Source organism: Pseudoxanthomonas sp. z9, assembly GCF_006542425.1.
Taxonomy (GTDB): domain Bacteria; phylum Pseudomonadota; class Gammaproteobacteria; order Xanthomonadales; family Xanthomonadaceae; genus Pseudoxanthomonas_A.
The window spans coordinates 68,741-91,073 of the sequence record NZ_VFID01000009.1; the positions used below are offsets into that span (position 1 = coordinate 68,741).

13 protein-coding genes are annotated in these 22,333 nt (G+C 64.2%); 6 read left to right on the forward strand and 7 right to left on the reverse strand.

What is annotated here, in order from left to right:
* The first annotated feature begins 21 nt into the window (after positions 1 to 21).
* The 3 genes from FG323_RS11290 (at position 22) to FG323_RS11300 (ending at position 2,858) form a co-directional block, all read left to right on the forward strand.
* Positions 22 to 1,101: an alpha/beta hydrolase gene (locus tag FG323_RS11290; protein WP_141454729.1), complete on the forward strand. Its 1,080-nt coding sequence runs from the start codon at positions 22 to 24 to the stop codon at positions 1,099 to 1,101.
* Complete coding sequence (locus FG323_RS11295; RefSeq protein ID WP_141454731.1) at positions 1,098 to 2,309, forward strand: MFS transporter; 1,212 nt, start codon at positions 1,098 to 1,100, stop codon at positions 2,307 to 2,309. Before FG323_RS11290 ends, FG323_RS11295 begins: the two co-directional genes overlap by 4 nt.
* A 207-nt stretch (positions 2,310 to 2,516) precedes the next feature.
* Positions 2,517 to 2,858 (forward strand): cyclophilin-like fold protein, encoded by a 342-nt coding sequence (locus tag FG323_RS11300; RefSeq protein ID WP_141454732.1) that lies wholly within the window; start codon positions 2,517 to 2,519, stop codon positions 2,856 to 2,858.
* Between the two features lie 1,504 nt (positions 2,859 to 4,362).
* On the opposite strand, the gene FG323_RS11310 is transcribed toward FG323_RS11300, so the two are convergent.
* Both FG323_RS11310 and FG323_RS19690 read right to left on the reverse strand, forming a co-directional pair.
* Positions 4,363 to 5,349, reverse strand: coding sequence for a TniB family NTP-binding protein (locus FG323_RS11310; protein WP_181444186.1), 987 nt, complete (start codon positions 5,347 to 5,349; stop codon positions 4,363 to 4,365).
* Between the two features lie 25 nt (positions 5,350 to 5,374).
* Positions 5,375 to 7,819: a hypothetical protein gene (locus FG323_RS19690; RefSeq protein WP_181444187.1), complete on the reverse strand. Its 2,445-nt coding sequence runs from the start codon at positions 7,817 to 7,819 to the stop codon at positions 5,375 to 5,377.
* A gap of 725 nt (positions 7,820 to 8,544) precedes the next feature.
* Here FG323_RS19690 and FG323_RS11315 point away from each other — a divergent pair.
* The gene (locus FG323_RS11315) at positions 8,545 to 10,221 is read left to right on the forward strand and encodes a tetratricopeptide repeat protein (protein ID WP_141454737.1); all 1,677 of its coding nucleotides are present in this window, start codon (positions 8,545 to 8,547) and stop codon (positions 10,219 to 10,221) included.
* A 49-nt stretch (positions 10,222 to 10,270) separates the two neighbouring features.
* Here FG323_RS11315 and FG323_RS11320 read toward each other — a convergent pair whose 3' ends face one another.
* Genes FG323_RS11320 through smeD form a run of 3 tightly spaced genes read right to left on the reverse strand, consistent with a single transcriptional unit; the run spans position 10,271 to position 16,055 of the window.
* A complete protein-coding gene (locus FG323_RS11320) occupies positions 10,271 to 11,701 on the reverse strand; it encodes an efflux transporter outer membrane subunit (RefSeq protein WP_141454739.1) in 1,431 nt (476 codons plus the stop codon).
* Positions 11,694 to 14,858: a multidrug efflux RND transporter permease subunit SmeE gene (gene smeE, locus FG323_RS11325; protein WP_141454741.1), complete on the reverse strand. Its 3,165-nt coding sequence runs from the start codon at positions 14,856 to 14,858 to the stop codon at positions 11,694 to 11,696. The genes FG323_RS11320 and smeE overlap by 8 nt, the downstream gene beginning before the upstream one ends.
* 12 nt (positions 14,859 to 14,870) lie before the next feature.
* Positions 14,871 to 16,055: a multidrug efflux RND transporter periplasmic adaptor subunit SmeD gene (gene smeD, locus FG323_RS11330; protein ID WP_141454743.1), complete on the reverse strand. Its 1,185-nt coding sequence runs from the start codon at positions 16,053 to 16,055 to the stop codon at positions 14,871 to 14,873.
* Positions 16,056 to 16,279: 224 nt separating this feature from the next.
* On the opposite strand from smeD, the gene FG323_RS11335 reads away from it, so the two are divergent.
* On the forward strand, positions 16,280 to 16,948 hold the full coding sequence (locus FG323_RS11335; protein ID WP_141454746.1) for a TetR family transcriptional regulator: 669 nt from the start codon (positions 16,280 to 16,282) through the stop codon (positions 16,946 to 16,948).
* Between the two features lie 77 nt (positions 16,949 to 17,025).
* Entirely contained in the window at positions 17,026 to 17,820 is a 795-nt protein-coding gene (locus FG323_RS11340) for a transporter (RefSeq protein WP_141454748.1), read from the forward strand.
* Between the two features lie 82 nt (positions 17,821 to 17,902).
* On the opposite strand, the gene FG323_RS11345 is transcribed toward FG323_RS11340, so the two are convergent.
* Both FG323_RS11345 and FG323_RS11350 read right to left on the reverse strand, forming a co-directional pair.
* Positions 17,903 to 19,258, reverse strand: a complete 1,356-nt coding sequence (locus FG323_RS11345; RefSeq protein WP_141454750.1) for a Gfo/Idh/MocA family oxidoreductase — start codon at positions 19,256 to 19,258, stop codon at positions 17,903 to 17,905.
* 53 nt (positions 19,259 to 19,311) lie between these two features.
* Positions 19,312 to 22,290 carry a TonB-dependent receptor gene (locus FG323_RS11350; protein WP_141454752.1) on the reverse strand — a complete coding sequence of 993 codons (2,979 nt, stop codon included), beginning with the start codon at positions 22,288 to 22,290 and terminating at the stop codon, positions 19,312 to 19,314.
* Between the last annotated feature and the right edge of the window lie 43 nt (positions 22,291 to 22,333).

The window sequence follows — 22,333 nt, forward strand, 5'->3', positions numbered from 1 at the left end:
GCACAACTCGAAGGAACCGCCATGAACAAGTACAAAGTCGGACGCCGCGGCCTGATCAAACTGGCCAGCCTGGCTGTCTTGGTCGGCGCGTCGCCGGCCTTCGCCCAATCCAATCCGTCCGTAACCGGAGCAAGCACCATGCAGTTGACTCAGGAGTGGGACAAGGTCTTCCCCAGGAGCAACAAGGTCGACCACCGGAAGGTGACGTTCAAGAACCGCTATGGCATCACCTTGGCGGCCGACTTGTACGCGCCAAAGAATGCCAGCGGAAAGCTGCCCGCGATCGCCGTGGGTGGCCCCTTCGGCGCGGTGAAGGAGCAATCATCCGGCCTGTATGCGCAAACGATGGCCGAACGCGGCTTCGTCACCCTGGCGTTCGATCCGTCGTATACCGGCGAAAGCGGCGGCGAACCGCGCAACGTCGCCTCGCCGGACATCAACACCGAGGATTTCAGCGCTGCCGTCGATTTCCTGGGCCTGCAGCCCAATGTCGATCGTGAGCGCATCGGCATCATCGGCATTTGCGGCTGGGGCGGCATGGCGTTGAACGCCGCCGCCGTGGACAAGCGCATCAAGGCCGTCGTGACCAGCACCATGTACGACATGACCCGCGTCATGTCCAGGGGCTACAACGACAGCGTGACCCTCGAACAGCGCACGCAGAGCCTGGAGCAACTGAGCCGGCAGCGTTGGCAGGACGCGGCGAGCGGAACGCCAGCGTACGGCCCGCCCATGAATGAACTGAAGGGCGGCGAAGCGCAGTTCCTGGTGGATTACCACGACTACTACAAGACGCCGCGCGGATTCCATCCGCGCTCGGTCAACTCGAACGGCTCGTGGACGGTTACAAACCCGCTGTCGTTCATGAACATGCCGCTGCTGACCTACATCAAGGAAATTTCGCCGCGCCCTATCCTGTTCATCCATGGCGAGAAGGCCCACTCGCGCTACTTCAGCGAAACCGCCTACGCGGCCGCAGCACAACCGAAGGAACTGATGATCATCCCCGGCGCCAACCACACAGACCTGTATGACCGGGTAGACGTGATTCCGTTCGAAAGGATGACGGCCTTCTTCGAGCAAAACCTGGCCGCGAAATGACTGCGCCGGCGGAGATCCCTGCAGGCGCAGGCCAATACGAGGCTGCGACGACGCCCGCCCGGTGGGGCGGCGTTTTCGCGATGTCGTTGTGCGTCTTCGCGCTGATCGCGTCGGAGTTCATGCCGGTCAGTCTGCTGACGCCGATGGCCACCGACCTGCGCGTCAGCGAAGGCTTGGCAGGGTATGGCATCGCCATTTCCGGTGCGTTCGCGGTGCTCACCAGCCTGTCCATCTCCACGCTAGCCGGCAGCACGAACCGCAAGACATTGCTGCTGGTGCTGACGGGCTTGATGGCGCTGTCCGGCGCCGTGGTCGCGCTGGCGCCGAACTACTTCGTGTACATGGTCGGGCGCGCCCTGATCGGCGTGGTCATCGGCGGTTTCTGGTCCATGTCGGCCGCGACTGCGATGCGACTGGTGCCGGCAGCGCATGTGCCGCGCGCCTTGGCGATCTTCAACGGCGGCAACGCGCTGGCGACGGTGATCGCTGCGCCATTGGGGAGTTATCTCGGATCGGTGATCGGCTGGCGCGGTGCCTTCTTCTGCCTGATCCCGGTGGCGGCCATCGCCCTGATCTGGCAGTGGGTCAGCCTGCCGAGCATGACCGTCGACCGCACCGGTAATTCCGGCAACGTGTTCCGCCTGTTCAAGCGCCGATCCGTCGCGCTGGGTATGGCCGCCTGTGGTGCGTTCTTCATGGGGCAATTCGCGCTGTTCACCTATGTGCGGCCTTTCCTGGAAACGGTGACGCGGGTAGACGTGTCCACGCTCTCGCTCATCCTACTGGGCATTGGCGTGACAGGCTTCGTCGGCACCTTGGTCATCGGCAGTTTCCTTGGAAGGGGCCTGTATCGCACCCTGATCGTTATTCCCGTCCTGATGGCAATGATCGCGCTGGCGTTGATCCCCTTGGGCCCGTGGGCGTGGTCTGCTGCAATCCTTTTCGCGTTGTGGGGACTTTTGGCCACCGCGGCGCCCGTGGGCTGGTGGAGCTGGATCGCCCAAGCGCTGCCGGCCGATGCCGAAGCTGGCGGTGGGTTGATGGTGGCAGTGATCCAGTTGGCCATTGCCCTGGGCTCCACCGTGGGCGGGGTGCTGTTCGACCACAGCGGCTACCGAAGCACCTTCGTGGCAAGCGCGATGGTGCTGTTGCTCGGCGCCTTTGTGACCTTGCTGACCTCGCGCGCGCAAACGCCGTGCGCAGTCTGAGCGCGATGCCGATCTTCGAGGAGCGTCATGACTCATAACCACCTTTGTTCACGCTTCGGCCTGCCATCCAGACACCGACTCATGCGTGGGCCAGGCTTGGCGCTCGGGCTGTTGGCGTTGACCGGGTGTAAGGCCAGTCAGCCGGCGGCGTCCGCAATTGCGGCTCAGGATGCTGGCAGAGCATCCACCAATACGGAGGAAACCCGGATGTGGATGACTGTCGGCGAACGTCGCTTCGCCATTAATTTGGCCGACAATGAAACCGCCCGCGCGTTCGCGGCTCACTCGCCGTTGACGCTGGAAATGGCCGAACTCAACGGCAACGAAAAGCATGCCGACCTGTCAGAGCCGCTGCCCACCCATCCGAGTCGGCCTGGAACCATCCGCAACGGTGATCTGATGATTTACGGATCGAGTACAGTGGTCATCTTCTACGAGACCTTTCGTTCCTCTTACGCCTACACGCGCCTAGGGTGGGTGGAGGAGCCGGATGACCTCAGTCGAGTATTGGGCCGTCATGATGTTCGAGTAGTTTTTTCAGAGCAGTAGATGCGGGTTGTCAGCAGAGAATTGGCCCGGCGAGGAGAAATGACCATGCCTATCCCGAAGCAGCGCTTGCTGCGCTCAACGTTTTCCACTCTCTTGATCAGCGCGGCGATTATTCTACTCTCGCTTGCATCAATCAAAGGAGTCGGTGCCATGCACATTGGATCGAAATGGAGTGGTACGTGCCATCATCGGCGGGACGCTCTCCAAGCGCTGGACCGACACACTTGCAGTTGCTGGGAAGGAATTACCACCAACATACCGATCCCAGCGCGGGTTATCTCTGCTGCCCTTGCCACCATCACCTGATGAACTGCAGGCAGTTCCCTCTGCTTTCTTGAAAGTATCCTCTCAAGGGCGTAGTGCTTGACTTTCTTGATCGAAAGCCCCTCCAACGCCAGGAGCACGAACCGCCTATCACACTCCAGGGCGATTGCCCCTCGCACTTGTTGCGCACGCGCCTTGTTGTACCTAAGCGTAAGCTCGCGGTTTCTCGCGTACAGGCCTTCAAATCCCAGTAGTGGTGACAAAGTGCTTAGGGCGGGTAACCACACGTCTCGTTTCTGATCGATTAGCCGTCGAGCCAATTCTTCGAGAATTTTCCAACCTTCCGCTGGCGAAACGTATCGCCGTTCGCCTTGTCTACGGACCGGTGCAAGCTGAGGGAATACCCCGCTCAGGACCTCTCTTGGCCTCAGAATGATGTCCACCAAATTCGTCGAATGTGTGGCGGCCAGCCAGAGTAGGATAGGCAACGTATAACCGTATTTTGGCTGGCGACGAAGCAGTTTTGCCTGACTCGAATCGCGCCCCTGGAAGCGCGCAATAGCTTCGTCCCCCAACTGCCGCAAGGTGTCGGCAGCGTCCACAAGCCATGTGCCGCTTGGTTTCGCCCTATCACGATCAGAAAGATATCCGACCAGCTCATACAGTTGCCCCTCTGCCCAGGCATCGTATCGGGATAGTGCGGCTCCATCACTGGATTTGGTCCACAGAGGGGCACGACAATGGCTACAAAGCGGATGCAAAGCGATCGACGCAATATAGCTCTGGGGTCTGTCGCACTCCGGACATAGACTCCGAAGCCTCATGTTATGCAAGCGGCAGCTATGTACCTGTCGAAGCATGTGAGCGAACTGGCCATAGCCTTCAGCCTTGTCCGGATTGATGCAGATCGGGCACCACCTTTGGCTTGGCGTGAATGCCCATGTCGCCCTAGGTGAGATCACGTTGGCCAAGTACTGGAGCGTATGACCGGTTAGATCGGGTGCACCGCTCAGTTCGTGATAGGTCGCGACTAGTCCGCGGGCGCCGGCACCGGTCCCCATCAACGATCCGGCCAGATCGAACACTCTAGCTCTGGTGGACGTCTCATTGATTGCCTTAATAAACGTGAGGAGCCTGGTGAATGAAACGTTATGGGTTGCTGCCAACCTTTGGAGAACCGAGTGAAAGGACTCAGCATATGGTGTGCCGGCGCTCATAGCTTCCAGGGGGGCAAGGATCTTCATTCCCTCCCCCGCGCCTTCCGGCTGCGATCGCGACGGCTGAGTCCGAGGATCCCCGGCGGAAGGCTAATTGGCTTTCCGCTGACGAAGTTTTCGATGAGATCCGCTTCAGCCCGCATTCGCTCACGGACCACTTGCAACGGCAGCGAATCTTCGACGTGTCGAAATTCGATGTCCGTTCTGCCATCGGCCGCAGCTTTGATCCTTGCTCGCTCCAACAGCGAGATCAACTCACCGGGGATTCCATAGGTGGCCTCGTATAGGGCTTCTGCATTGCCGGTTAGAAGATCCCCCAGACCAAGGTCGCTTTGAACCTGATCCAAGAACGACAGGAACTCGAGCATCGCCTCCTCGGAGTCGTCCTTCATCCTGTCGAGATGCCATATCAACCCGATGCGACTTATCTGAGCGCTGTAGTCCACATAGTCGAGCAGCGAAAGAGTCCCCAGCATGAGCACCCTTACGCCCATTGCCTTCGCGAGTGTCCGTATGCTTTCGAGATAGACCTCGATAGGACGTCCCTTCTTGGTGAGCACCATCAAGTTGGCCTCGTCCAGGATTAGCATTCGGCAAGAAAGGGCTCTGGCTATCGATATGGCGGCCTTGCGCGTATCTTCTTCACTTGCCCTTATCCCCTTAGCTATTCTTGTCAGGGCGAACCTGAGTCTTTCCACTTGCTCGGGAGGGAGGCCCTCCGGAAGAGAATGCGTCATCCCGTGAAATGGATCCCGAAACTCCTCGAGAATCTGCCCGATCAAGTACTTGGACGTAAAAAATCCTGCCTGGGGATTCTCCGCGCTCACTCGAACCCATAGCTGTTTTCCGGACTCTTCTCGCCCTCCGCCGTAGATCTGCGGGCCGATCAGATATGACAGTTCAGTTTTTCCGGCTCCACTTGGGCCAACCACGAACGCGACGGTACCTGCGGGAGAGTTGTCTAATTCTCTGCAGCATTTCATCACGAAACTGAATGATTTGTGCTCCACCAGATTTATTCTTTGGTCCGAGGTCTCAGGCCGTATCATCAACGTCACCTCCGACGATCCGCAGACCAGAACGAGGTAGCTGAGCAAGGTCTGCGAAAGAGGGCTTGCTACTAGCACGCGGCACCGCGTTACTGGCAATTTGGGAATGCGACGGTGCAGCTTCCGCGCAACGTTCTGCGGCATCCGTGGCCTTCAGGTCGCTTCTTCTTTTGGCCAGTATCAGTCGATAGTTGGCCTGGTTTCTCTTCGATACGATGTGGTAGCGCATTCGCTCGGCCACAGCCAGAATTCTTTCAACGCGACACATTCCTGCGATTCGATGGTGATCATTTGATGTCAGGCGGAGCAAGCCAAGACTAGCAATGGTCCAGAGCGTGGACGGGTCGAAAACATCGAGTCGGAGGCCTCCTGGCGCTTCTCCTTGGTGTATGAGCCTGGAAGCTTGGTCACAGGCGTATCGTCTTCCAGCAAATGCAACGCCACGCTCGTACGTGAATCCCTTCGCCTTAATTGGATAGCTGGTTAAGTAGCGTGTGTTCTCGTCCATTGAGATCGGGACCACGCTGCTTGGGAATGCCATGAGCTCGTCCTCAAACGCTTCCCTTGGCGTTCGAAAGCTGTCTCCATGCCTGGTTCCATTCCAGTCGTCTATCCAACCAAGAATCTCGCGCACGACCCTCTGCATATCATGCTGGGCCGTTCGCCGCCCTTTCCGTTTTCCGTCGGAGTCCCGGCCAGCCTGGTCGTGATAGGTGCCGCCAGCTATTGTCTGGAGGTAGGCATTCAGTGCACCGTTGACCGACTCAACTTCCGCACCTGCTCTGGAGCAGGCAACAGGACGTTTGACGCGGTCTACGCCTAGGGAGGCGGCCACTTCCTTCCAGGCGTCGTTACTGAGCTCAGGCCCTCCATCAACGCAAATGCTTTTCGGCAACCACCCGTGGTCATGAACGCAGGCTCGCAAGGCCATGAGGAAGCCCAGCGAGCTTGGCTTTCCAAACATGATCCCGGCTGAAGCGATATACAAGCTGTTCGCCATGACCAATGGAAAGACTACTGGCCTCGTAATCTTCCAGTCCTCGTCGTCGTCGGGAACCACATCGGCGTAGACCGCGTCGCAGTGGCTCCACATGCCACCGACATCCACTCGTTCTATGCAATGGGCGCCCTCTGTTTTCCGCCGGGCCTTTTGTATTGCGCGAGCGCCGCCATAGAGTGCAGCTGCTCTCTCGGGGGTAAATTCCATTGCCAAGTACTTTCTAACTGTTTCTACTACGGGGAGTCCGACACCGCTCCCTCCGTTGCGTCGCACAAGTTCTGCATGAGCCTCAGATGCACTCGGCTTCTTCTTTAGTTCGACGAGGTACTCCTTCAGGAAGGCTCGCAGCATTGCGATTTGTTCGCCTGGAAGAGGCGTCCCTTGACCACCCCGATCTGAGAAGCGAGGAATCAACCCGGCAATAGCGGGAGCACCTTCCGCAATAGCGGCGTTCATGCCATTTCTATGGCGGTGGTCCGTTGAGTTCATCGGATCACCGTTGCTTCGTCGTTCCTTGTATCTAAGGGAACAGGCGACAGCGTGATCTCGCTCGACTTGGGTGGCTCTGATCAAGCGATGAGCATATGAGCCTGGGCGTATCTCGTTGATGCGATATGACTCGATTTCGGCCCGTGCGCGGTCACGCTGGCTCTCGTTGCCAAACACCAGGAAATCGGGCCCTATGGTTTGGTGGTGCAGCAGCCCGAATAATTCGCCTCTTTCGATGAGATCTAGGATGTGATCGGCATCTAGTTCCGTAGATGCTTCAAGCAGTTCGCGAATTGTCCTTGGGCGCTCTGATAGAGCCACATGCAAGCACCGGTTCAGTCGGACGGGCAGCTCGGCCTTTGAGCGTCTTCGTGCCGCGACTATGTATCGAAGGTTGGCGCGGTACTGAGGCGAATACTGCTCCGTGCAGAAGACTTGATGGTCCATCCCCATAAGCTGGGCGGCATTTGTTCCTGGCAGATATGACCATTGGCCATCGTTGACGGACCAGTCCGCGGGAGCGCGTGCCCGGATGCTTTCCAGTTTTGCGAGTGGCTTTACCTCAACCAGATGGACAGCATTGGCGGCGATTTTTAGGTAATCGGGCCGCTGCCGGCGATGTTGGCGTCGTCCTCTCGCGTCATAAGCGAGAACAGTGATCTGGGGCGGCTGCGGCAGCAGGAGAGGCGTGCCCTCCGACTCGCAAAGCAGGATGAATGTCGCTTCCCCGCTTTCGGACTCGAAATCCACTTCAAGGCCACTGGCTGTCTGAATGGCCCCGGTGTTGTTGAACAGGGCCCCTTTTCCGACTTCTCTTGAAGGGCCATTGAACAGAGCGTCCCGCGCATAGGCTACTCCTCGAGGCGTTAGCCTTCGAAAAGCCGGAAGGTATGTCACGCCCTCCCAGATTCGTTCCAGGCGCTGTTGTACTTCGTCGTGCATTGCCATCTCCATTCTTCGGGCAAAGGCATGCCCGGGCCCCTAGCGAGGGCCATTTGACAGAGAGGGGTGGGAGGCGTAGTGTCGTAAGGGAGCGCCAACTCATTTACGCAGTACTCCTCAAACCCCCGTTTCGACGGGGTTTTGTGTTTATGGGTCGACCATATGCCCTCCCGTTGATTGGCTCCCCTGGGTCCTTGGCTCGGAAACGCTAAGGCGCCGCCGGAGCGGTTGAACGCAATTACCTATAGCGTGTTAGCAGCTGCTTGCAAGAGCGCGGGATTGCTCCGCCACTTGTGTTGTTCTATGTATGCCCTGCGTACGCCGATGCGCGTGGCGCAGCCGTCGATAAGGCGTTGTTTTTTGGTCCTTATTCAAGGCCTGATTAGGCCTGGTGCATGTTCGCCTTTGCGGTAAGGCTCTACGGCGACCACGGCACGAAGACTTCGCAATCTGCGCGAGCCAGAGGTTGGTGAGAGTGTAGGGTTGTGGGGTCGGAGCCCTTTTAGATTCCCACTTACCTCTGGTTCTGGGGGGCTCATTAACTGATGGGCGGACCACGGGGACACCGACCGGACGCACGCCTAGGCCGTGGCGGCGACTCAGGACCCCGAGACGCCCCGAACGCGCCCCATCTCCCCTGGTTCCCTCGACCTGCCTGGCTGTCCCTGTCCGCTTTCGGCTCGCTGACGCCGTTGGTGACGAGTACACCGCCCAGGGAGACCGCGATGATCCGTCGTTCCTTGCTCCTGCCGCTGCTGGCGACGCTGTTGCTGGCCGGCTGCGATTCAACCCGCAAGGCGGCCACCGAGGCCGCGCCCGCGCCCCGCGCCTCCGCAGCCCTGCCCCTGTTCGACACCTTCGGCGACCTGCATCGCGACGTGGCCACCCGCGTGCCCGCGGCGCAACGCTACTTCGACCAGGGTCTGCGCATGGCCTACGGCTTCAACCACGAAGCGGCCGGACGCGCATTCGCCGAGGCGGCGCGGCTCGATCCGCAATGCGCGATGTGCGTGTGGGGCCAGGCGCTGGTGCTGGGGCCGAACATCAACCTGCCGATGGATCCCGAGCAGGCGAAGGACGCCACGGCCCTCGCCGCGCGCGCCGCGCACCTCGCCGGTTCGGCACGCCCAGCCGATCGCGCGCTGATCCAGGCCCTGCAGGCACGTTACGCCGATCCGGCGCCGGAGGATCGCAAGCCGCTGGATCGCGCCTATGCCGACGCGATGGCGCGGGTGGTCGCGCAGTTTCCCGACGACGACGACGCGGCGACCCTGTACGCGGAAGCGCTGATGGATCTGTCGCCCTGGGCATACTGGAACACCGACGGCACACCCACGGAATTCACCCCGCGCCTGCTCGGCGAACTGGAACGGGTACTTGCGCGCAATCCGCGCCATATCGGCGCGATGCACTACTACATCCATGCCGTCGAAGCCTCGCCCGCGCCGCAGCGTGCCGAACGCTACGCCGATGCGCTGGCCGCGCTGGCGCCCGGCTCGGGCCACCTGGTGCACATGCCCGCACACATCTACATCCGCGTCGGCCGCTACCACGATGCAACCCTGACCAATTTCGCCGCGACCACCGCGGACAAGGATTTCCTGGCGGTGTGCCGCGGCAGCAACGGCGTCTACCCGTTGGGCTATGTGCCGCACAACTGGCATTTCGCCACCATGACCACGGGCCTGACCGGATCCCGCACCCTGGCGCTGCAGGCGGCGGAACAGACCGCCAGTCGCGCGGATCGCGCCGCGATGGGACAGGCGCCGATGGAGTTCATGCAGCAGTTCGTGGCCACGCCCCTGCTCACCCGGGTCCGTTTCGGAGACTGGGACGCCATCCTGGCCGACACCGCGACATCGCCGGAACTGCCCTATCTGGCCGCCATCCGGCATTTCGCCCGGGGCATGGCGCACCTGCGCAAGGGCGCGGTGACCGAAGCCGCGCGCGAAGCCGGCGCCCTGCACGCGATCGCGAACGATCCGGCAATGACGAAGGTGAGCTTCTTCGACATCAACCACGCCGATGGCGTGTTGCGGGTCGCCGACGCCCTGCTGCGCGGGGAACTGCTGCGTGCGCAGGGCAAGACGGCGGACGGCATCGCCGCGTTGCGCGAGGCTGTCGCCGCCGAGGACGCCCTGGCCTACAACGAACCCGCCGACTGGCCACTGCCGGCACGGCTCTATCTGGGCGCCGCACTGCTCGAAACCGGCGACGCCCAAGGTGCCGCGGAAGCCTTCGGCCAGGATCTGAAGACCTATCCCGATAATGGCTGGTCGCTGCTCGGCCTGGCACAGGCGCAGGCCAAACTCGGCCAGGCCGACGCCGCGCGCGCGACTTCGCGCCGGCAAGCCGCGGCCTGGCAGTGGGCGGATGCGCCGCTGACCGCGGCGCGCTACTGAACGCCGTCCGCGGGAGGATCAGGCGGGCGCTTGTCGGGCTGCTTTCGACTCACTGCTGCGGTCGGATGTGCGCCAGGCCGTCCTCACGCCAACCACCCCCCAGCACCTTGTACAGCGCGACCTGGTTGGACTGTTGCGCCAGCCGGGTGTTCACCAGCGACTGGCGGGCGCCGTAGGCGGCGCGGCGGGCGTCGAGCAGGGTGAGGAAGCTGTCCAGGCCGGCGTCGTAGCGGGCCTGCGACAGGCGTTCGGCCTGTTCGGTGGCGGACACCAGCGCACGCTGCGAGGCCAGTTGCCCGTCCAGGCTGTCGCTCAGCGCCAGCGCGTCGGCGACTTCGCGGAAACCGGACTGGATCGCCTTTTCGTACTGGGCCAGCGCGATGTCCTGATCGGCCGTGGCCATGCCCAGGTTCGCGCGCAGCCGCCCGCCCTGGAAGATCGGCAGGGTGATCCGGGGGATGAAACTCCACGCGCGGGTGCCGCCGTCGAACAGGCCGGACAATTCGGTCGAGGCCGAGCCGATGGCGCCCGTCAGCTGGATGGACGGGAAGAACGCCGCGCGCGCGGCGCCAACATTGGCATTGGCCGACAGCAGCAGATGCTCGGCGGCCATCACGTCCGGGCGCCGCAGCAGCACGTCGCCCGGCAGGCCGGCCGGCAGCGGCCGCAGTGCGGCGATGTCGGCGAGGTTGTCCTGCGGCAGCAGGTCCTCGTCGACCGGGCCACCCGCCAGCAGCACCAGGGCGTTGCGATCCTGCGCAACCTGGCCGGTGAAGCGCGCCACGTCGGTGCGCGCGGTTTCGACCAGGGTGCGGGCCTGGCTCACGTCGAGCGCGGACGAGCCGCCGCGCTGGTGGCGGGCCTCGATCAGGCGCAACGAGTCCTCATGCGCCGCCAGGGTGGCCTGGGCGATCCGCAGTTGTTCCCGATCCGCGCCCAGGGTCAGCCAGGCGTTGGCGACTTCCGCCACCAGCGTCAGCTGCGCCCCACGCCGGTTCTCGGTCTCGGCGAAATACTTCTGCAGCGCGGCGTCGCTCAGATTGCGCACGCGGCCGAACAGATCCAGCTCGAACCCGGCCACGCCGAGATTGGCGCTGTACTGCTCGCTGACCGGGACATCGCCGCCGCTGCGGGTCATCTGTCCCTGCACGTTGAACGAAGGCATGCGGTCGGCGCGCTGGATGCGGTACTGCGCGCGGGCGCGCACCACGTTCAACGCGGCCACGCGCAGGTCGCGGTTGTTGTCCAGCGACTGGGTGATCAGCGTTTGCAGGCGCGGATCCGGAAAGAACTCGCGCCAGCCGATATCGGCGACATCGGCCACGGCCGGGGCCGGCGAGGCATCGCCGGCCGCGTGCGACGCCGGCCATTGCGACGGAATCGACGGCGCCACTTCGCTGCCGCGCGGTGCGAGCGTCGCGCAACCGGACAGCACCAGGGTCATCGCCAGCGCCAGGCCGGCGGTCGAAGGCTTATGCATGGGTTTCTCCCTGGATCTCCGCGTTTCCGATATTCGCGGCGGGCTTCTTGCGACTGAAAACGCGCTGCACCACCACGAAGAACAGCGGCACGAAGAACACGCCCAGCACGGTGCCGACAATCATGCCGCCGAGCACGCCGGTGCCGATCGCCCGCTGTGCGCCGGAGCCCGCGCCCGCCGCGATGGCCAGCGGCAGCACGCCAAGGCCGAACGCCAACGAAGTCATGATGATCGGGCGCAGGCGATCGCGGACCGCGTTCATGGTGGCGTCGATGAGGCCGACGCCCCGCTCCAGATTCTCCTTGGCGAACTCCACGATCAGGATGGCGTTCTTGCTGGTCAGGCCCACCGTGGTCAGCATCGCCACCTGGAAGTAGACGTCGCGCTCCATGCCACGGAAGGTGTTGGCCAGCACCGCGCCGAGGATGCCCAGCGGCGCGACCAGCAACACCGCGGTCGGCACGCTCCAGCTCTCGTACATCGCGGCCAGGCAGAGGAACACGATCATCAGCGACAGTGTGTACAGCAGCGGCGTCTGCGCGCCGGCCTGGCGTTCCTGGTACGACAGCGCGGTCCACTCGATGCCGAAGCCCGGTGGCAATTGCGCGGCCAGGCGTTCGATCTCGGCCATCGCGTCGCCCGAGGCCACGCCGGGCGCCGGTTCGCCCTGGATTTCCATCGCCGAAACACCGTTGTAGCGTTCCAGGCGCGGCGAGCCATAGTCCCAATGCTTGGAAGCGAACGCGCTGAACGGCACCATCCGGCCCTCGGCGTTCTTCACCGACCACAGATCGAAGTCCTCCGGGACCATGCGGAACGGCTGGTCGGCCTGCACGAACACGCGCTTGACCCGGCCGCGGTCGACGAAGTCGTCGATGTACTGGCTGCCCCAGGCGGTCGCCAGGGTGCTGTTGATCTGCTCGATCGACAGGCCCTGTGCGCTGGCCTTGGCCACATCGATGTCGATGCGGAACTGCGGCGTGTCCTCCTGCCCGTTCGGACGCACGTTGGCCAGCTGGCCGCTTTCGGCCGCCATGCCAAGCAGCTGGTTGCGCGCGGCCAACAGGGCTTCGTGGCCCTGGCCGCCGTTGTCCTTCAGGAAGAAGGTGTAACCCGAGGCGGTGCCCAGTTCCGGAATCGCCGGCGGCGGGAACGCGAAGATGAAGGCGTCCTTGATCCCGCCGAGCGCGACCATCGCGCGGCCGGTCACCGGCATCACGCCATCCTCGGCGCCGCGCTCGCCCCAATCCTTGAGCTTGACGAAGGCCATGCCCGCGTTCTGGCCCATGCCAGCGAAGCTGAAGCCCTGCACCGAGAACACCGACTCCACCGCACCCTTCTCGTTCTCCAGGAAGTGGTTCTCCAGTGCCTGGATCGATTCCATCGTGCGCTCCTGGGTGGCGCCCACCGGCGCCTGCACCAGCGCCATCAGCACGCCCTGGTCCTCGTTGGGCAGGAACGCGCTGGGCAGTCGCACGAACAGCACGCCCATCAGCACGAACATGCCCAGCACGATGCCCATGAAGCGCCACGGTCGCGCCAGGATGCCACGCACGCCGCGCTGGTAGCTTTCGCTGGAACGGTCGAAGCCGCGGTTGAACGCATTGAAGAAACGACCGGCCAGGCCGCGATGGGCGACATGATGCTCACCCTTCTTCAGCGGCTTGAGCAGGGTCGCGCACAGCGCCGGGGTCAGCACGATCGCGACCAATACCGACAGCGCCATCGCCGACACGATGGTGGCGGAGAACTGGCGGTAGATCACGCCGGTGGATCCGCTCATGAACGCCATCGGCACGAACACCGCCGACAGCACCAGGCCGATGCCGACCAGCGCGCCGGTGATCTGGCCCATCGACTTGCGGGTGGCCTCCAGCGGCGACAGTCCTTCCTCGGACATGATGCGCTCGACGTTCTCCACCACCACGATGGCGTCGTCGACCAGCAGGCCGATCGCGAGCACCATCGCGAACATCGTCAGCATGTTCACCGAGAAGCCCAGCGCGGCCAGCACGCCGAAGGTACCCAGCAGCACCACCGGCACGGCGATGGTGGGAATCAGGGTGGCGCGGAAGTTCTGCAGGAACAGGTACATCACCACGAACACCAGCACGATCGCTTCGAGCAGGGTCTTCACCACGCCCTTGATCGACACCCGCACGAACGGGGTGGTGTCGTAGGGCGTCTCGGCCTTCAGGCCCGCCGGGAAGAACGGGGTGAGTTCGTCGAGGGTCTTCTGCACGCCGGCCGCGGTGTCCAGCGCGTTGGCGCCGGTGGCCAGGGTGATCGCCAGACCGCTGGCCGGCTGGCCGTTGTAGCGGGTGATGAAGTCGTAGGACTCGGCGCCCAGCTCGACCCGGGCCACGTCGCCCAGGCGCAGTTCCGATCCGTCCTGCGCGCTGCGCACGACGATGTCGCGGAACTGTTCGGGCGTCTGCAGGCGCGACTGCGCGTTGATGGTGGCGTTGAGCTGCTGGCCCTTCACCGCCGGCGCGCCGCCGAGCTGGCCGATGGCGACCTGCGCGTTCTGCGCCCGGATCGCGGCGACCACCTCCGGTACCGAGAGGTGGTAGGTGTGCAGCTTGTTCGGATCCAGCCAGATGCGCATGGCGTACTTGCCGCCGAACACCTGGATGTTGCCGACGCCCGGCACGCGGCTGAGCTGGTCGACGACATTGGAGCCGACATAGTCGGCGATGTCGTTCTCGTCCATGCTGCCGTCCTCGGAGACGAAGGCCAGCACGTTGAGGAAGCCCGAGCTGGACTTGGCCACGTTGATGCCCTGCCGCTGCACTTCCTGCGGCAGCAGCGGCATCGCCAGCTGCAGCTTGTTCTGCACCTGCACCTGGGCGATGTCCGGGTTGGTCCCGCTCTCGAAGGTCAGGGTTATCGTCGCCATGCCGTTGGCGGAGCTGTTGGACGAGAAATAGATCAGCCCGTCCAGGCCCTTCATGTTCTGCTCGATGATCTGGGTCACCGAATCCTCGACCACCTTGGCCGAGGCGCCCGGATAGGTCGCGCTGATTTCCACCGCCGGCGGCGCGACGTTGGGATACATCGAGACCGGCAGCTTGAACAGGGCCAGGCCGCCGGCGAGCATGATGATGATGGCGATGACCCACGCGAAGATGGGTCGGTCGATGAAGAAGCGTGCCATGGGATTCTCCGCTTACCGCGCGCCGTGGACGGCGGCCGGCGCCGTGGACGTCGCGGTCCTTGCCGGCCTGGCGTCCCGCTCGGTGGCCTGCACGGGCATGCCGGGGCCGATCTTCTGCAGGCCTTCGACGATGACCCTGTCGCCGGCCTTGAGGCCGTCCTCGACCAGCCACTTGTCGCCCAGCGCGCGGCTGACCTTGACCGGCCGCACTTCGACCTTGCCGTCCTTGCCGACCACCATCGCGGTGGTATCGCCCTTCGGGTCGCGGGCGATGCCCTGCATCGGCACCAGCAGCGCGTCGTTGCGCACGCCACCGCCGATCACCGCGCGCACGTACATGCCGGGCATCAGCACGCCCTCGGGATTGTCGACCTTCACCCGCAGGCCGAAGCTGCCGGTGCCGGGATCGACGCTGACCTCGGAGAACTCCAGCATGCCCTTGTGATCGAAGGTGCTGCCGTCTTCGAGCAGGATGCTCACCGGCAGTTGCTGGTTGTCCTGCAATCGCCCGGCCGCCAGTTCGCGGCGCAGTTGCAGCAATTCGGCCGAGGACTGGCTGAGGTCGACGTAGATCGGATCCAGTTGCTGCACCGTGGCCAGCGCTTCGGCCTGGCCGGCATTGACCAGGGCGCCCTGGGTGACCGTGGACTTGCCGATGCGGCCGCTGATGGGCGCGGTGATCCGCGCATAGCCCAGGGTCACGTTGGCCGCGTCCAGCGAGGCGCGGGCGGCACCGACATCGGCGTCGGCCTGCTGCTGCGCGGCGACCGCGTTCTCCAGATCCTGCTGGCTGACCGCGTCGATCTTCGCCAGCTCGCCGATGCGGCGCGCGCTCAGGCGGGCGGCGTGGGCGGTGGCCTCGGCGCGCGCCAGCTGCGCGCGGGCGGTGTTGGCCTGGGCGCGATAGCTGGCGTCGTCGAGTTGGTACAGCGGTTGTCCAGCCTTGACCACGCCGCCTTCGGTGAACAGGCGGCGGGCAACGATGCCGTTGACCTGCGGGCGGACTTCGGCGACCAGGAACGCCTGGGTGCGGCCGGGGAGTTCCCGGGTCAGGCCGACCTGTTCGGTCTTCAAGGTGGTCACGGTGACCTGGCCGGGGCCGCCCTGCGGCGCCTCCGGTTCACCACCGCCACAGGCGGACAGGGACAGGCCGATCGCCAGCGACAGGGCGAGGAAGGGGAGCGGGATTCGGGACATGGCGGTGGGGTCGAAGTGGGGATTCGGGCGCCGATTGGCGGCCAAAATGCGCTATGGCGGCGCTAATGGCTGTCAAAAAGCGGGAAACGCGCACCGGGCCTGGCTACCCGCGGAGCGCGGTATCCGGCTGGGCCCAGTGCGGGGCACGAAATATACATTCATGAATGTTTGTTTGTAAACCGGTACAATTCAGCCCGGTTTCACCCAGCGAATGCGCAAGGCAGATGGCCAGAAAAACCAAAGAAGAAGCGCAGGCGACGCGGGAAGGCATCCTCGACGCCGCCCAGGCCTGTTTCCACGAACACGGAGTCGCCGGCACCACCCTGGCGATGATCGGCGCCCGCGCCGGCTATACCCGCGGCGCGGTCTACTGGCATTTCAAGAACAAGACCGAGGTGCTCGAGGCGATGATCAACCGCGAGCGCGTCACCTTCATCCAGCGCCTGCGCCGCACCTACTCTCCCAAGCGCACCACGCCGGTGCTGGATCTGCGTTCGGCATTGCTGGTGTCCATCCAGGAACTGGCGGAGGACGAGCGCGCACGCAACATGATGGAGATCATGCTGCGCAATGACCTGTCGGCCGAAAGCCAGGCCATGCAGGATCTGCAGCACGAAAGCACGCTCGAGGAACTGGAGATCATCACCCTCGCCTTCCAGCGCGCCCGGGACCTGGGCCAGCTCCGCGACGACGCGGATGCGGCCACGGCATCGCGAATCCTGCATGCCAGCCTGTCGGGCGTGCTCTACAGCGCGATGCTGGAACCGGAGCTGTTCGATCTGATGCGCGATGGCGCCGAAGTCATCGACATCGTCTTCGCCGCCTACGTCAAACCAGGCGAGTTCACGCCAGGCGCTCCCGCATCGCCGTTGCCCGATCACGACGACGAGTGATGGCGCGATCGCCGCGGCATTGATTCCCGTCGCCCACCCCGGTTCAATGCCGGGACCGGAGTTCGAGGGAGAAATGGATGCGTGGTTTCCTTTTTGCCGCCGCATGGCTGGCGACCGCGCCTGTGCTGGCATCGGAACCCCGTGACCTGTGTCCCGATCGTCCGGGCCTGGGCACGCCGGCCTGTACGGTGGAACGCGGCGACGCGGTGTTCGAGATCGGCCTGGCCGACTGGACCCGTGACAGTTCACCCGGCCTGCGCAGCGAACAATTCCTGACCGGCGACGCGCTGCTGCGCTTCGGCCTGAACGACACGCTGGAGGCGCAGATGGGCTGGACCGCCTACGGCCGTGTGCGCGAACGCGACACGTTGTCCGGCACGACCACGCGGGCCTCGCGTTTCGGCGATGTCAGCCTCGCCCTGCGCCAGAACCTGCGAAATCCCGACGGCGGCGGCTTCTCGCTGGCGCTGATGCCCTATGCGAACCTGCCCAGCGGCCGCGCGCCGGTGGGTGCCGAGGATTGGAGCGCCGGTCTGCGGCTGCCGATCAGCATCGAACTGGGCACGGTGTCGCTGGGTTTCACCCCGCAGGTCGAAGCCGCCGTGGACGGCGACGGCGATGGCCGGCACCTGAGCTATGGATCCGTGGCCGGGCTGGGATTCGGCGTGAGCGACACCGTGTCCGGATCGTTCGAAGTTTCGCTGACCCGGGATCGCGATCCCGAAGGCCATGTCACCGAGGCGCTGGCCGGTCTGTCATTCGGTTGGCAGCGCGGCGAGGACGCCCAATGGGATGCGGGCGTCAATGCCGGGCTCAATGACGACAGTCCCGACCTGCAGATCTACGTGGGCTACGCGCGGCGATTCCGCTGATCCGCGCGATCTGCAGCGCCGGGCCGGCCCGGCCCCATGGAGAGAGGACGGGCGAAAGCCGGGCGAACCCGGCGCTGCAAGATCAATAGCGGGCGTCGAAGGCGAAGATCGGCTTGCGGGACTTCCACAGGCCATGGGTGAAATCCGGGAACTCCAGGGTCTTGAAGCCTTCGGCGATGGACTGCTCCGACAGCGGCGTGATCGCGCTCCAGGCAAGCGCGTCGTAGATGTCGATCGGCATCGGCGCCTCGGCCTTCACCGCCTCGACGAAGGCATGGATGACGAAGTAGTCCATGCCGCCGTGGCCGGCGCCTTCCGCATCCTGCGCGTACTTGCGCCACAGCGGATGATCGAATTCGTCCTGGTAGCCCTGGAACGGCTCCCACTTGTGTCCCGGACTGCGGCCCTCGATGTGGATGGACTGGTTGAGATCCATCCACAGGCCCCTGGTGCCCTGCACGCGGAACCCGAGCGAGTACGGGCGCGGCAGCGAGGTATCGTGCTGGAGGAGGATGGTCTCGCCGTTCTCGCAGGCCAGGGTGGTGGTGACCACGTCGCCCAGCTTGAACTTCACCTGGGTGCTGGGGTGGGTGGTGCCGCCGCTCTTGGCCACGGTGTACTCATGCAGGCCGCGCGCCTTGGTGGCGAAACTGTTGATGTGGGTGAAGCGGTTGCCGCGGTTGATGCCCGTATACATGGCGCACGGGCCGATGCCGTGGCTGGGATACAGCTCGCCATTGCGGCGGACCGAATGCTCGGTGCGCCAGCGCGCCTCCGACCAGCCCTTGGGACCGAATTCCACGCCGCTGCCGTAGGGCTCGGCCGGATTGCCGGAGTTGAACTTGACCGCACGCAGATCGTGCTGGTAACCGCCCTGCAGGTGGACCAGTTCGCCGAACAGGCCCGCCCGCACCATCTGCAGCGCCGCCATCACGTCGCGGCGGTAGCACACGTTTTCCAGCAGCATGTAGGACGTGCCGGTGCGCTGCTGCGCGGCCAGCACGTCCCAGTGATCCTGCAGGGTGACGCCGGCGACGACTTCGCAGCCGACCGCCACCTTGGCTTCCATCGCCTCGATCGCCATCGGCGCATGCCATTCCCACGGCGTGGCGATGATCACGCCATCCAGCCCGCGTTGCTGGAGCAGGCGGCGATAGGCGTGCGTGTCGCCGTCCTGTCCGTACGCCTTCGGCGCCGGCTTGCCGGCCTTGGCCGCCATGTCCAGCGCCTGCTTGAGCATGACCGGCTCGATGTCGCACAGCGCCGCGACCTCGACGTCGTCACGGCGCAGCAGCTCCTTCAGCAGGACCTGGCCACGCATGCCGGTGCCGATCATGCCCAGCCGGATCTTGCGCTTGCTGGCCCAGGCCGGCGTGGTCGGCAGCAGGGTGGCCGCGCCAAGCGCGGCTCCTGCGAGGATGAACTCTCTACGTTTCATTTGCAGCGGAACTCCCTGTGACAGGGCGCCGGCGGACCGGCGCGTTTGTTTCGTCAGAACTTGTAGCCTACGGTAAAGCTGTAGCTGCGGCCGAAAATGCTGGCGTAGTCGCTGGAGTCGCCCAGGAAGCTGTTCGGATCGTAGAACGGCATGCGATTGAACAGGTTCTTGATGGTGAAGCCGGCGTGCCAATGGTCATCCGGCCGCCAGGACAGGCCCAGGTTGGCGGTCCACCAGGCCGGCACGCCATTGCAGTTGTCCGGATCCACCGGCAACGATCCGGCGGTGCAGGTTTCCGGCGAGTTGTCCTGCGCGTCGACGCGGTCCCATGCCCACTTGGTCTTGCCGACGTAGTTGACGAAGAAGCTGGTGGTCACCTCGCCGTAGGTCCAGTCGGCATTCAAGGTGGCGCGCAGGCGCGGGTTGCCGTAGTAGCCGATCGTGTTGCCGTAGTACCAGCGGGTCTCATCATCCAGGTAAGCCTCGTTGCGGCGCGCGATGGTCGCGGCCACGCCGACGTTCAGCTCGCCCCATTGGCCCAGCGGGAAATGGCCGCGCGCATCGACATCGAAGCCATCGATCAGGGTGCGGCCCTGGTTCTTGTACTGGCCGACCACGCTGGCCACGTTGCCCACGCTGTAGGTGGGCAGCGTGCCCGGACAGGTCACCCCGCTGGTCGGATCCGCGCACATCGCGGCCACCGCGGCTTCCGCGGCGCGGTCGCTGTCGGTGATCGGATTGCGGGTCATCGACACGATGTCGGTTTCCTTGCTGTAGTCCGGCGCGGCGATCTGGTTGCGGCGGTAGATGAACCAGTAATCGGCCGACACCGACAGCCAGTCGAACGGCTCCAGCACCACGCCCAGGGTGGCGATCTTGGCCTTCTCCGGCTGCAGGTTCTGGTTCGGCTGGGTCATGCGTGCCACGGTGCGGCTGCAATCCACGTTGAGCAGCGAGTTGCCGAGATCCACGTCGCCGGGACGGTTCGACTGCAGCAGCAGGTTGGCGATCGCATTGGTCTCGTCGCAGCGGACGTCATCCTCGAAGCCACCCAGCTGGGCGAACACGCCGCCGGTACCGGCTTCGGCCAGGCTCGGCGCGCGGAAGCCTTCCGAGTAGGTGCCACGCAGCATCACCGTCGGCAGCGCCTGGTACTTCAGGCCGATCTTCGGTGCGACGTTGGCGTCGAAGTTCGGATACTTGTCCACGCGCAGCGCCGCGTCCAGTTCCAGCTTCTCGGTGAGCGGGGCCACGACTTCGGCGAACAGCGCGCTGGTGGTGCGCCTGCCATCGAACCACGAACCACCCTGCTGGGTGATCTTGCCATTGGCCGCATCCGTATTTCCCGGCGTGTAGAAGGTCTCGCGGCTGACGTTGAAGCCGAAGGCCGCGCGTACTTCGCCGGCCGGCAGGTTGAACAGCGGGCCTTCGACCTTGCCGTCCAGGGTGTGCAGGCGGGTCCAGGACTGGATATCGAAGGTCGGGTAGGCCTCGCGCAGCAGTTTCGCATTGGCTTCGCTGATCTCGCCGAACCGGTAGGCGGGATTGTCCGAGATGATCACGCGGCCGGTGCCCGGATCCACGGTGAACGGACCGAAGGCCCGGGCGAAACCGTCCAGGTTGACGTTGACGGTCTGGTAGGTGACCGAATGCGTGCCGGCGGTGGCGAACGCGGTTTCCCAGTTCCAGTCGCCAAAGCTGCCGCGCAGGCCGGCCAGGCCGCGATAGCTCTTGTCGGTATTGCGCTGGCCGAAGTGGTTCTTGCCCACGTCCTGCATCAGATACTGCAGGCCGACCACGCCGCCCATCAGCGCGCGCAGTTCGGGACTGGCATGGTTGTAGACGTTGTTCGGGCCCAGATAGGGATAGAAGAACTGATTGACGTTGGTACCGGTATTGCGGGCGAACCAGCTGGTCGGATTGCCGGTGGTGGTGCCGAACGCGCGCGGCGTGCCGCCGTTGGCGCGCAGATCGATGTCGGTGTAGGTCGCCTCAGCAAACGCCTCGGTGGTTTCGCCGATCAGGAAGTGCGCATTGACGTAGGCGGTGATGCGCTCGGACTTCGCGCCCGCGTCAATTTCGTTGTTCATCCAGGTCTGCCAGATGCAACGGGGACCGGCGGCTTCGACGACCACGTTCTGGCAACCCGGCGCGGCTTCCTGCACCCGCCGGCCGGTGACTGGATCGAAGGCGAAGTAGCTGCCGGGATTGAACGTGCCCGGCGCACTGCCGGTACCCAGGCGGAAATTGTTGATGTAGTTCGGGTTGTTGACGTAGTACTGGCCGGGCTTCTTGTCGTACCAGTCGCTCAGCGGGATCGGGTCGCGGCGATACAGGTTCAGCGAGGCGTAGACGTTGTAGCGATCCTCGTCGAGGTTGCCGAAGCCGCCGGTGATGCTGGCCTGGTGCTCGCCATAGCTGGTGATGCGCGAGGAACTGTCGGTGGTCAGGTTGACCTCGAGGCCCTGGTAGGACTTCTTGGTGATGACGTTGATCACGCCGGCGATCGCATCGGTGCCGTACACGGCCGAGGCGCCGTCGGTCAGCACTTCCATCCGCTCGATCGCCGCGGCGGGAATCGCGTCGATGTTGACGAACTGGGTCTGGAAGCCGGCCGGCGCGCCGTAGTACGACAGGCGGCGGCCATTGAGCAGCACCAGCGTACCCTGCGCGCCCATGCCACGCAGGTTGGCCTGCGAGGCGCCGTCCGAGCCGGTGAACAGCGACTTGAAGTCCTGCTGCGCCGGGCGCGCGGCCGGCAGGTTGTCCAGCACCTGCAACAGGGTGCGCGCACCCATGTTCTCGATGTCCTGGCGGCTGATGATCTGCACCGGCGAGGCGGTCTCGACGTCGGTGCGCTTGATGTTGGAACCGGTGACCTCGATGCGGGCCAGTTCGGTGGCCTTGCCGTCTTCCTTCGGCGTCTCGGCGGTCTGCGCCGCGACCGTACCGGTCATGGCGAGCGCCGTGCCCAGCGCGAGGGCCAGTGGCGTGATGGATATACAGCGTTGGCGGCGGCTTGCGGACGACATCGGGTTCTCTCCTCGTTTCGGGGGTGCAGCGCGCGGCGCTGCT